This window comes from Polyangium fumosum (assembly GCF_005144585.1).
GTDB lineage: Bacteria > Myxococcota_A > Polyangia > Polyangiales > Polyangiaceae > Polyangium > Polyangium fumosum.
On record NZ_SSMQ01000002.1, the window covers coordinates 72,663 to 85,485 of the forward strand.

6 protein-coding genes are annotated in these 12,823 nt (G+C 70.8%); 1 reads left to right on the top strand and 5 read right to left on the bottom strand.

The annotated features are described in order from the left end of the window. Positions 1–11: 11 nt before the first annotated feature. Genes E8A74_RS02320 through E8A74_RS51775 form a run of 3 tightly spaced genes read right to left on the bottom strand, consistent with a single transcriptional unit; the run spans position 12 to position 5,817 of the window. On the bottom strand, positions 12–3,806 hold the full coding sequence (locus E8A74_RS02320) for a hypothetical protein (RefSeq protein ID WP_136927244.1): 3,795 nt from the start codon (positions 3,804–3,806) through the stop codon (positions 12–14). Positions 3,807–3,860: 54 nt separating this feature from the next. After that, positions 3,861–4,175, bottom strand: a complete 315-nt coding sequence (locus E8A74_RS02325; RefSeq protein WP_136927245.1) for an Mpo1-like protein — start codon at positions 4,173–4,175, stop codon at positions 3,861–3,863. 16 nt (positions 4,176–4,191) lie between these two features. Beyond that, positions 4,192–5,817, bottom strand: a complete 1,626-nt coding sequence (locus E8A74_RS51775) for a tetratricopeptide repeat protein (protein ID WP_170228791.1) — start codon at positions 5,815–5,817, stop codon at positions 4,192–4,194. A gap of 139 nt (positions 5,818–5,956) precedes the next feature. On the opposite strand from E8A74_RS51775, the gene E8A74_RS02340 reads away from it, so the two are divergent. Beyond that, a complete protein-coding gene (locus E8A74_RS02340) occupies positions 5,957–7,054 on the top strand; it encodes a WD40/YVTN/BNR-like repeat-containing protein (protein ID WP_136927247.1) in 1,098 nt (365 codons plus the stop codon). A gap of 169 nt (positions 7,055–7,223) precedes the next feature. Here the strand turns inward: E8A74_RS02340 and E8A74_RS02345 are convergent, their stop codons facing one another. Both E8A74_RS02345 and E8A74_RS02350 read right to left on the bottom strand, forming a co-directional pair. Next, positions 7,224–10,052 carry an ATP-binding protein gene (locus E8A74_RS02345; protein WP_136927248.1) on the bottom strand — a complete coding sequence of 943 codons (2,829 nt, stop codon included), beginning with the start codon at positions 10,050–10,052 and terminating at the stop codon, positions 7,224–7,226. Between the two features lie 127 nt (positions 10,053–10,179). After that, entirely contained in the window at positions 10,180–12,792 is a 2,613-nt protein-coding gene (locus E8A74_RS02350) for a CehA/McbA family metallohydrolase (protein WP_136927249.1), read from the bottom strand. Positions 12,793–12,823: the final 31 nt, after the last annotated feature.

Here is a 12,823-nt window from a genome sequence, read left to right on the forward strand (position 1 = left end):
GGTACGCAGGCTCAGGGCGACACCCTCACGCGCGTGCCGGCCATGAAGCCGTCGTCCACGGCGCGCACGCGGTCGACGAAGCTGTCGTACTCGCCCGCCGACACCGTGCCCGTCGGCAGATCGAGCACGAACGCCTCCTCGATCACGCCCTCCTTGTACGAGCCTTCGCGGGACGCCGAGAACCCCTCGTGCGCGACCTTCACCGACGACGGCGCGCGCGCGACCGTCGCGCCCTTGGGCAGCTCGATGCGACGGCGGACGCGGTACTGGAGCGGCCTGTCGATGGTCAGCGCGCTCTCGCGGCCCGCGCGCGACGCGTAGAACGAGGCGAGCGTGCTGGAGAAGCCACGCGCGAGGTGCATCGGTTCGAGGCCCGGCAAGAGCCACGTCTTGCCGTCGCGGGTCTCGGGCTGCGAGTAGCCGAAGATCGCGATCTTCGCGCGCACCGAGACCTCCCACGAGCCCTCGCTCGATCCGAGCTCCACGTCTTCGACGTCGGCCCAGGGCACCCACGTGAGCACCACGTTGCGCAGCATCTCGCGCCGATCCGTGCCGACGACCATGTCGAGCGAGTCCGCGAGCGACTGCGCCTCGCGCCCGCGCAGCGCGATCGAGAACGTGCCACGCGCGACGCCCGACGCGTCGAGCGCGAGCCGGATCTCCACCTCGTCGCCCTTCTCGCTCGCGTCGCCCTGCACCGTCACGAGGCTGCCGTCGGGCAGGATCGCGTTCCTCCCCCGCAGCTCCGGGCTCACGCGGCCCGGAGGCAAGGGCGGACCGTCCACGTCCGCGTCGATCCACAACTCGCCCTCGGGCAAACGCGCGACGACGAGCGGATACCGGAAGCGGCCCACGTGCGGCGGGAAATCGGCCGCGCCGCTGAACGGCTCGGTCTCGGCAATCGCGAGGCGCGCGTCCACGCCGAGCTCGCGCAGCGCGCGCCACACGACGAGCGCGCGGCTGCCCTGGCCGAGCTCCAGCACCGTACGTGCCGTCGTCTGCTGCGGCCCCGTGCCGTACATCGCCGACACGTCCGACAGCTCGCCGCCGCCGGGCACCTTCACGCGCTTGCCCACGGCCGTGACCACACGCTCGACGAGCGCGCGCGAGGGCGCCGTGACGCTGCCCGCGGCCTCGCGCGCGAACCGCGCGACGTACGGATCTTTGTCTTCGAGCGCGCGGACGTGATCGTCGAGCAAACGCCCGAGGTTCGCCCACGTCTGCGTGCCGAAGCTGATCGTCACGGCCTGTTCGAGCCGCGGCACGCCGTCCTCGATGCGGCGCGGCTCCTTGTTCTCGATGCGCCAGACCCGGACCTCGTCGCCCTTGTCGGTGCGAACCTGCGGCTTGCCGAGCAGCGGGTGCGACCAGAGGCCGAGCGCGAGCGAGGCGGGGCGGCGCAGCTCGATCTCCGCCTCGCGCACGCCGGTGCGGGCCGGCAGGAGGTCGGGCCCGTCCACCACGATCTGCCCGCCCGCGTCCGGCACCACGAACCCTTCGAGGATCTGCTCGACGTAGTCGCCCTTCTCCAGCTCCGAGAGATCGCTGTGGCTCTGCGCGGCCATCGCGACCTGATCGGGCTCGACCACGCGGCCGTCGCGCTTGTGGATGCGGCGCCGGAGCAAGCGCTGCGCGGCGTTCGCCTCGATCGAAGGCCCGTACGAGACCGCGCCCTCCGCGACGTCCGTCGTGCCCGACACGCGCCGCAGATCGTAGACGAGGTACCGGAGCACGCCGCCCGCATCCACGGCGTACCGCTCGACGTGCCGGAGCACCGCCGTGCCCGCGCCGGGCATCACGTTCGCCGCGCGATCCGCCGACACGAGGCGCGCCCCTTCGACCTCCAGGTCGCGCGCTTGATCGGGTTCGAGCGCGAGGATCCGACGCAGGATCGGGATCGCATACGGCGCGTCGGCCGCCACGCGTTGATCCCGTTCGAGGCGCGGACGCACGAGGTCCGACCGGTTCCGGCCGGCCGCGAAACCGAGCGCGTCGAGCAAACGCCTCCGCGCCGGCGGCGTCGCGTCGTAGGCCGCGATCGCCGCGTCGAGATCTCCTGCGAGCACATGGAGCCCGACCTCCGCATCGCGGAACGCATCCGGCGCCGAGCGCAGGCGCCGCACGCGGCCGAGCTCCTCCAGCGCCGCGCGCGTGTCTCCGCGCTGCTGATGCGCGTACATGCACGCGAGATCCGCGCGGCTCGTCCCTCCCGCGCACGCCGCCTTCACCGCGTCCGCGCCGACCCGCCCGTGCAGGTACGTGTCGACCCGCGCGAGCAGCGGCGATCCCGGCACGGCCGTCTCCAGCGCGCGGTACGCCTCCTCCGCGACGTCGAGCATCTGCCCCCGCTTCGCCGCGGCCGCCACGTACGTGAGCGTCATCGGGTCCGTCACGGCCTTCTCCGCCGCGGGTTTGTCCGCGGCCTGCCCCGACGCCGGCGGACGCACGCCGAGCTCGCCGAGCGCGTCCGCGAGCCCCTCGACCACGCGCCTGCGCTCCGTCAGCGCCGCGCGCGTCACGAGCGCCTCCCAGGCCTTCGGCCAGGCCACGAGCGTCTTCTCCGTATATGCGCGTAACCGCTCGATCTGCTTCGAGTCCGGCAGATCGTCGGCCTTCGCCGTCGCGCGCGCGGCCAGCAAGAACACGCGCGGGCTGCTCGTCTCCGGCAACCCTCGCTCTTCCAGGAGATGCTCGGCCACGCGCGCCTCCCCGAGCCCGAGCAGCGCGGCCGTCGTGAGCGCGAGCGTCTCGTTCCCGGACCTCGACGCCGTGATCTCGATCGGCGTCGCGCCCGAGGCCTTGTTCACCGTGGCCACGTCGCCCGCCTTGGGCGCGCGCAGCGGCAAGGGCAGGCCGTCGTCGCCCCACACGTCGAGCTCGATCTGATCGCCGTCGCTCATCTGCCCGACCCGCACGACCACACGCGCGCGCCCCGCCGGCAGCGAGACACGCCCGAGCCGCGTCACGGCTCCATCGCCGGCCTCGAAGCCACGACGGATCACGCGCGCCCCCGCCACGTCGACGACCGCCGCCGACCTCGACGCGAGCGACACGAACACCGTCTGCTCGCGCGGGTTCTCGATGTCGACCACGACCGCGCGCACGCCGGGGAGCGAGAACGTCGCGTTCACGTCGAGCGCGCACGCGTCCGCGCGCACCACGAGCGGCGTCACCTCGGCGAAGAACGGCCGCGCGCCCGGGTACGTCGCGCCAAACGCGCCCGTCGGCACGACCTGCGAGGGCTCCGCGAGGCCTCGCAGCGCGGCGAAATCGAGCGGCGCGACGAGCGCGGCTTCCCGCGCGCATCCCCGCCGCTCGCCCCACACCATCGCCGCCTGCTCTTGCCCCACGTACATCGCGAGCTCGTGCAGCGCCGTCGCCAGCATCCCGCGCATCACCGGCAGCACGCCCGGATCGTCGCCCTGCGCGAGCCGCTCGCCCGCCGCCGTCCACGCCGCGCGCAGCCGCTCCACGACGGCGGGCATCACCTCGCGCGAGCGATACGCGACGGCCTGTTCTCCGGGCAACCCGAGCGCCTCGACCTCCCGGAACGCGAGCGCATCGAGCGACGCGACGACCGTGGCGAGCGCCTCGGGATCACGCCCGTTCGCGACGGCCCGATCGATCGCGTCGAGGTACTTCGCCGACGCGCGTGGATCGGCCGCCTCGGCGTCGAGCGCCGCGACAAACGACTCCGCGAGCTTGGCGGACGGCGGCGGCTGCGGCGCGACGGGCGTCGGGTTGGTACAAGCGGCGACGAGGAGCGCCGCAGAAACGAGCCCGAGACGGGCAGAAAAAAGGCGCATCGGCGGGCTCCATGCTGCCTCATCCACGCGCGCTTGGCACGCGCGGCGAGGTCGTCATGCCGCGGGCAATTCTTCGTACACGCGCACGCCGTACTTCTCCATGCACCAGAGCAGCCCGATGACCAGGCTCCGCTTGTCGTCCACGAACGAAGGTTTTTTCCCTTCGAATGCGTGCCCCACGAACTGGAAACCCCAGCCCACGGTGAACATCGCCCCCGCGAGCGGCAGGCCGACGAGCGTCGCGCCCACGGGAAAGCTCAGCGCGATGAGGGGGATGCCCACCTTGTGGCAAGCCTGGTTGCGCGGGTCCTGGTGATCGTCCTGGTACTTGTGGAGGAGACGGGTCCACTCGGCGTTCAGGGAAAGCATGGTCGGGACGCGGAGATTACCACGAGCGCCCCGGGCGCGGCCCCCGACGTGATGCCGGACCAAAGGTCCGCGACGGCGGCCCCGAAGGCGCCTCCGCTCCGGCGAGCAGACGCGTCGCCTCCTCGCTCATCGCCGTGCCCTCGGACGCATCGCCGCTCGACGTGAGCGCGTCCCCGAACCGCCAGAGCGAGTCGGCGAGCTGGTAACGCACCTCCGCGTTTTTCTCGCTCGCCGCGTAGAGCTTCCGATCGATCGCCACCGCCTCGCGATACGCCGCGACCGCGCCGACCACGTCACTCGCGTGCACACACGCGTCGGCCAGCCGCTTCAGCGAATACGACACCTCGCCGAGCGCCTCCGGCCCCTCCCCGAGCGCCGCGAGGACCCGGCGCCGCAAGAGCAGACACTCCGAGAACGCCACCGCCGCGTCCGCCGGCTGGTTCGCGGCGAGCCGCGCATCGCCGATCCGTTCGAGCGCGTCCGAAAGCTCGAACAAAGCGTCCGGCCCCTCGTCGCCTTGCCGCATCGCGCGGATCGCCCCGAGCGCGAGCTCCTCGAAGCGCGTCGCCGCCACGTGCTCGCGCCGCTCCCGCGCGATCCGCGCCGCCAGGCAATACCAGGCCGGCGGCACCTGCCCGGGCATCCGCGCGCCGTACATCGCGAGCGCCTTCTGCACGTGCACCGCCGCGCGTGACAGGTCCTCGTTCTCCGTCGCGATCTCCGCGAGCACCGCGAAGACCCGCGCCTCGTCGAGCGCGTCGCCTCGCACGCGCAGCAGCGTCGCCGCCTCGTCGGCCGCGTCCTTCGCGTCCTGCATCCGGCCTTGCCGCAAGAACCCTTCGGCGGCGTCGACGAGCGCGTGCGCGCGGATCACCTCGGCCCGCGGCGGAGGCGGCGGCGGCGTCGGCCGCGTGTTGAGCGTCGCGGGCGCGAACGACGCCGCGGGCATCGGCGGCGACGACGTGCGCGCCGAGTTCTCGGCTTGCCAGACCTTGAGCCGCTCCGGGTCTTGCGAGATCGCCACGAGGTCGTCCGGATCGGCGGTCGCCACGCGCATCGAGCTCGTCGAGGGCCGAGATCCGCCACGCACGGGCAGCGGCGTGCTCGGCCGCACCGCGCCCGCGTTGGGCGGCGTGATCAGGAAGGACATCGCCTTCACCTGCCAGAGATCCGGCGCGGCCTTCGACACGGGATCGACCACGCCCGGCGGCGCGGCGAGCACGATGCCTCCGAGCAGCACGCCGCGCAGCTCCTCGAAGAGCGCCTCGATCTCGATCACCGTCTGCTCCCAGGCGCGTGTCCACGGCGTCTCGGGCGCGCCGGGCGCCTCGGCGTGCAGCGCCTCGATCCAGACGAGCGAAGCATTCGCGAAGCTACGATCTTCGAGCAGCCGCGTCGGCAGACCGAGCAGCTCCTCCGGCGTGCTCGGCACGAGCGCCACCATCACGTGATTCGCGCCGGTCATGTGCCGCTCGACCCGCCCGCGCAAGATGCGCAGCTCGGCCGGCACCGGTGAGAACGCGAAGCCGACCCAGAACCCGATCACGTTGTCGACGCGCTCGCGTAGGTACTCCCACGCTATTTCGCCGCGGACCGCCGGTGCTTTCGGCCCCGGTGGTTCTCCCTGTCCCCAGCCTGCCATCGGTTCGTGACCGCGTAGCCGCCTCATCGAGCGGCCTCCCGGCTCCCACGAAACCTTATCACCATCGCGGCCGTGTGGGCCTCCTGCGCACGCGAACCTTTACGCCCTCGCCCACCTTGGCCTACCCTACGCGCACCTCATGGCGCGCCGAGTCACTCGATTCCTTCATTCCGTCCCGTGCGCGGGGCTCGCGGTCGTCCTCCTCGCCTCTGCGTGCGGCGGTCCGCAAACGCAGACCACGACGAAACCCGTCACGAATACGAAGACCGAGGTCACCGAGCCCGAGGACGAGGGTCCCGCGCTCGGCCCCCTGACGCTCACCCTCCCCGACGCCGCGGCCTCGGCGTGGGTGGGGCAGCGCGGCAACTACGTCGATACGCTCAGCGGCATCTGGGGCCTCGACAAGCTCGTGATCGCCGTCGGCGGCGGCGGGACGATCCTGCGCAGCGAGGACGCCGGGATCAACTGGACGCGGCAGGCCTCGCCGAAGGACGCGTGGCTGCGGTGCGTGTGGGGCAGCGGCCCGGACGACATCTACGTCGTCGGCGGCAATGCGATCATGCACTCGACGGACGGCGGCATCACGTGGACGCCGCAGAAGATCCCGATCACGGGCACCTTTTTCATGGCCGTGTGGGGCAGCGGCCGGGACGACGTGTACGTCGTGGGCGGCGACGGGAACATCCTGAACACGACGGACGGCGGCAAGACGTGGACGAAGGACACGAGCGGCGTCGTCGGCACGTTGTACGACGTGTGGGGCAGCGGCGCGGACGACATTTACGTCGTGGGACAGGCGAGCAAGGACGGCGCGCCGATCGTGCTGCAATCGAAGATCGGCGGGCATCTCTGGGCGAAGCTGCCGGTCGACACGCTCGACGCGCCGCTCCGGCAGATCGACGGCGCGAGCATCGATTACCTGTACGCCGTGAGCGCGAAGGGCACGGTGTACGAATCGAACAACCGCGCGGCGACGTGGAAATCGATCGGGAGCTTCGACGGTGACGAGCTCCTGGGCATCCGCGTGGTGGGCAAGGGCGACCTCTACGTGATCGGCCGCAACCAGCAGTTCCAGCACACGACCGACGGCGGCAAGACCTGGAAGGACGAGCTCAACTGGCCCCACGGCGCCGCGGCGCTCCAGGGCATCTGGGGCAAGGGCCCGACGGAGCTGTTCCTGGTGGGCGAAGGTACACTCGAAGCCGGGCAGAAGGGGAGCCTGGTCCGGCGGCGGTGACGACCCCGCGGCGGCGCTCGATGCGCACCGGGGGAAGGTCGTAGGGGGGAGGACCCAAACCGATACGCGTATCGGTTCAGGTCGTAGGGGGGAGGACCCGAACCGATGCGCGTATCGGTTCAGGTCGTAGGGGGGAGGACCCCCTCGTCGGCGCAGGGGCCCGCGTGGTTCATCCCAGCGCCGCCGGCAGCGACATGCGGACCGTCGTCCCCACGCCGAGCTGGCTCGTGACGCAGAGACGCCCGCCATGGTCCGCCACGAACCTTTGCGTGAGCGTGAGCCCGAGGCCCGTCCCCTGCCCCGGCGGCTTGGTCGTGAAGAAGGGCTCGAAGATGCGGTCGAGGTTCTCGGCCGGGATCCCACATCCGGTGTCGCGCACTTCGATCTCCACGGCGGGGGCGGCGTCCTCCCCCTTGTCGAGCGGCCGCGCCACGACGGAGACGGCGCCGCCCTCGGAGACGGCGTCGAGCGCATTGCCGACCACGTTGAGCAAAGCCGCATCGAGCTGCGCGGCATTCGCGAGCACCGCCGGCGGAGCCTCCGGATCCTGCCATACGTCGAGGCGTACCTCGCGCGCGCGTGCCTGAGGCGCCGTGAACGCGAGCACACGGTCGAGCGCGGCCCGCACGTCACACGGCTCGCGACCGGTCGGATGTTCACGCGCGTAGTCGAGCAACGTGTGCACGAGGCGCGAGCAACGCGTCGATTGTGATTCGATGGTGTGCAGCGCCTTGCGGAGCCCGACCTCGTCGACGGCCGCCCCTTTCGCCGCGTCGAGCCGGCGGAGCAGGAGCTGGGCGTTCATGAGGACGACCGCGAGGGGATTGTTGATCTCGTGCGAGAGGCCCGCGAGCATCGTGCCCACCGCCGCCATCTTCCCGGCCTGCACGAGCTCCTCCTGCGTCTCGGAGAGCCGCTGCAAGGTCGCCGTGAGCGCGCGGTTCTTCTCGGCCAGCTCGACGTGCGCGCGGTGCAGACGCGCCGCTGCGCGCACGCGCGCCGCGAGCTCGGCCGGCTCGAACGGCTTGCTCAGATAATCGTCCGCGCCGGTATCGAGGCCCCCGACCGCCGCGGCGGACCCCGCCCGCGCCGTCAAGAGGAGGATCGGAATGGCGCGCGACGCGGGGTCTCGCTTGAGCCGGCGGACGAGCTCGAAGCCGTCCATTTCGGGCATCATCACGTCCGATACGATGACCTCGGGGCGCCGCGCCTCCACGGCGCCCAGCGCCGCCCGGCCGTTCGTCACGAGCTCGACGTCGTATTCGGCGGAGAGGAGATCCACCAGATACGAGCCCATGTCGGGGTTGTCCTCGACCACGAGCACGCGCGGGCCACGCCCGCTCGTCTCGACGCGCCGGGCGCTCGCCGCGCGCGCCTCGAAATGGCCCGCGCGGGACGCGGACAGCGGCGCAGAGGCCGGCGCGGGCGCAGGCCGCGGATCGGCCATGCGGTCCGCGACGCACGGCAGCCGCACGAAAAAACGCGAGCCCACGCCGAGCGTGCTCTCCACGGAGGCCTCGCCGCCCATCAGCTCCGCGAGCTCCTTGACGAGCGAGAGCCCGACCCCCGTCCCTTCGTGCTTGCGCGTCGCCGAGGCGTCGATTTGCTGAAACTGTCGGAAGAGCAGGTGTTGTTTGTCCGCTGGAATGCCCGGCCCCGTATCCTCGACCGCGAATTCGAGCGCGTCCTCGACCTTCCGCAGGTGGACCACGACGCTCCCGCCCGGCGGGGTGAACTTCAAGGCATTGCCGAGCAGGTTCAGCACGATCCTCTCGAATTTGCGCCGATCGAGCGGGACAGGCCCGAGGACCGAGGACCGAAGCGAGAGCGTGATGCCGCCGCGCACCGCCGAAGGGCGCGCGGCGTCGACGAGCTCGGCGCAGAGCTCCGCGGCGTCGACGGCCTCCCAGTCGACCGTGAGCTTGCCGGCCTCGATTTTCTGGTAATCGAGGATGTCGTCGACGAGGCGATGGAGCCTGCGCGCATTGCGCTGGATGCGCTCGAGATCCGCGCGTACGCCCGGCGAGAGGGGCGCGCGCTCGTTCGCCTCCCCGGAGAGCAGCGAGGCGAGCGGGCCGAGGATCAGCGCGAGCGGCGTGCGCAGCTCGTGGCTCATGACCGTGAGGAATTGCCCCTTCGCGCGGGCGGCGTCGTCGGCGGCCTCCTTGGCGTGCTGGAGGTCGATCTCCATCTGCTTGCGCTCGGTGATGTCGGCGTAAATGCCGAGCAGCCCGGTCACCTGGCCGCTCTCGTCGCGAATCGGGACCTTGCTCGTGAGCAACACGCGCCGCGCTCCATCCGTGCGGAGGACGGGCTCTTCGATGTCGAGCATGGACGCGCCGCCCGCCATGACCTCGCGATCGGCCTTGACGAACGCGTCGGCGTCCTCGCGCCGACCCCAAACGTCGTAATCGGTCTTTCCGACGAGGTTCTCCAGGGTCTTCGTGCCCGTATCATTCAAAAAATTCTGGTTGCCGCCCAGAAATCGACCCTCGCGATCTTTCCAGAAAATGGCGTGAGGGACGTTCGCGATGACGTACTTGAGCACCGCTTGCTGCTGCTCGAGGGTGTCTTGCGCGCGCTTCCGCGCGGTGACGTCCGTGGCGACGCCGAGCACGCCCGCGCTCTTGGTCTCCGGGAGCCGGAGCGGCATGAAATCCACCTCGTACCAGACGCCCTGAAACTCCCCGACCACACGCACGCTCTCGCCGGCGAGCGCTCGCCGCGCGCTGTCCGTGACCCACGGGTAGTCCTGGTACAGGCGGAAAATCGACTGGCCGATCTCCTCCTGCGGGTGGAGCCTCGCCGCTTCGAGCCCGCGCCCCTCCTGGAGCGTGAAGACACCGCGTTCGTCGAGCGTGAAGAGCACGATGGGAGCGTGGGCAAGCACAGTCCGCAAGTGTGACGTGGCTTCCGGCCCTGCGCGAGTTCCTGCCGCAGGCGTCGAGCGCCTCGGCCAGGCAGGCCGCCTGCCGGCGCGTTGGCGATTGGATGGCATGGGTGCTGCGTCAATATAGGGTGCCGACCTCCCAGGTGGGGACGTACGGCTCCCGATACGCGTGGTTTCGTGTCCCCCGCCCGAGCCCGTCGGGCGGGGACAAAAGCGCGCCGCGCAGGCGGCCGCTTCAGGGCGTCAGGAAAAACGGATTCGAAGCCGCGAACGGCCTTCGCCCAGGGTGCAACGGCGCGAGGTCTCCGCCGCCCTTCGCGTGGAACAGCACCCAGTTCCTCGGACGCGACGGGTCCAGCGTCACCGTGACCTGATTGACGAATTTCTTCGACGGGCCAGCCCAGCCATCCACCGGCACGAGCGGCTCCGTCGACACCGTCGCCCCATTCACGATCGTCTCCAGCGTGCTCGCGTCCACCCAGCTCGCCGACTCGATCGTGAGCGTGAACGTCGCCATCCCGCCCGCGCCGGTCTTCACCATCTGCCCGGGCGCCTCCCCATTCGGGCCCGTCGCCGTCATGAAGAGGCCGCCGCTGATCGTCGCCGCGCCACTGCCGACCGCGTCACGCACGAGGAGCTTCGTCAGCTTCGTCGGATCGTCGTGCCCGAAGGGCAAACACGTCCGCGGGTACCCCACCGGGCTCGTCCGCAGATAGTGGCTGTCGGAGCTGCCCACGGCCCACACCGTCATCCCCGCTTCCAGGAGCGCGAACCAATCGGCGATCGAGTCCTTCCGGTTCGCCTCGAAATCGGAGTCGTTGAAGACCTCGATCGCGTCGAAATCGTCGCTCCAGAACCCGTCCCGGCCCTTGCCCGTCTTCCGGTCGAGCCCCGCCGCGCTGAAATAGGCGCCGAACCCGCCGCCGCTCGGGTGGTTCACGATGAGCACGGGGTTGTCCGGGAGCGCGCGCACGAGCGCGAAGACGTCCTTCGGGTCCTTGCCGATCCAGTCGACCGCGCCGTTGTTCGCCTTCGTCAGGTCCGGCGTCATCGGCAGCACGCCGAAATGACCCCACGTGAACGTCGTCAGCTCCTCCGACGCCATCCCGAACGCCCATGGCGAAAGGCCCATCTCCTGGACCAAGGGCTGGAAATCGACGACCCACTCGTGCTCGCTCGACACCGGGATGTCGAGCCCGTCCGCGATCGCGCTCCGCAGCTTCTGCTCGATCCGGTCGCTCGAGTCCGCCGAGAACTGCGAATGAATGTGGAAATCGGCGCACATCACGCCCGTCGAGTCCACCGAATGCGCGAGGTTCGCCGGGACCTCCAGCGTCTGGCCCGCCGCGACCGTCACGTCCGTCGAGAGCAGCTCCCATTCGTAGCCGCGCGACACGATCACCGTATGCTCGCCCGGCGGCACCGACACGGTCGCATTCCCGTCCATCGCGAAGACCTGGTGCAATCGCCCGTTCACCTCGTCGGGCACGCCGAACGCCTCGGGCGTCGCGATGAGCGCGTCCTTCGGCACGACCTGCACGCGCACCGGCAGCCCCGCGCCCGTCGCCGTGTCCTTCGCGACGACGTGAATCGTGCCGTTCGGATCGAGCGGGATCGTCGCCGTCCCCTCGTTCGCGCCGACCCCGAAGCCCATGTGCGGCGCGTATCCCTGCTTCTGCGGCACGAGCGTCACGGACGCGCCCGGCGGCGCGTGCACCACGAACGCGCCCTCCGCGTCCGTCCGCGTGCGGCTCAAATAGGCGCCGTCCGCGCCCACCACGTGCAGCCACGCCGAAGCGATTCCGTTGCCCTGCGCGTCCTCGACCTTCCCCTTGATCTCGCGCCAAGGCGCCTCGCCGGTCACGCGTCGCACCGCCTCGCCGAGGCCGTCGTAATCGGGGCCGCCCGCGATGATGTCCGCCCGATCGACCGAGTTCGCCGAGCAAGCGTCGACGACGAAGCCGGGACCATAAAAGAGCGAGAAGCCGCTGACCGTCAGGCCATACGCGAGCTCGTGGTCCGGAATGCGGAACGCGAATCCGAAATCGCCGCCGTCGAAGCCCGCCCACGCGACGCGCCCCTTCGGCTCCGCGAACCCGAACTCCGAGGTCACGAGCTGCGTGTTGCTGTTATGGAAGAAGCCGAGCAGCTCGTCCGGATCGGGGCGCTCCACGCCGAGGTCGAGCGGCTCGTTCGTCGCATTGACGAGGCCCATGCGCATCGTGACGCGCTCCTCCCCCGGCCGGAGCACGTAATCGTAGACGGCTTCGAGCTCGTACGTCCGCGGGAACAGATACGAGAGCGGCCCCTGCATGAACGGGATCTTCGAGAGCTTGCCCGCGACCCGCACGACGGCCTCGCCGCCGTCCGAGCCGTCCTTCAGCACCGTGACGCTCGTCGGATCGATCATCTCGACCGAGATCCCGGTCAACGTCTCGGTGTACATCGAAACGCCCGTCGGCTTGCCCTCGGCGTTCGCCTTGTCGATCGAGAGGATCTCGCCGCCGAAGCGCGCATACCCGTCGGAGAAGTCCTTGTCCTCGATGAACACGACGATCTTGTCGTTCGCGAGGACGAAATCCCCCGGCTCGATCCGCTGCCGGCCATGCCCCGGCTGCGCGATGCCCGCGAGGTCGGCGACCTTGCCGGCGCGCGCCTGCCCCGCCGCCTTGGCCCCGAACGGGTCCTTGTGCCCGTTCGGATCGCCGACCTCGAACTTCAGGGCCGAGCAGTCGGTGGCCCCGGGCGGCTCCTCGTCGGGGCCGCTGCACGCGGCGACGAGCGGCACCTGAACGAGGACGCAGAGAAGGGCACGAAAGGAAGGCGCGGCAAGCGAAGGACAACGCATGAGACCTCCTCGCGAGGCGGGGGACACCCGA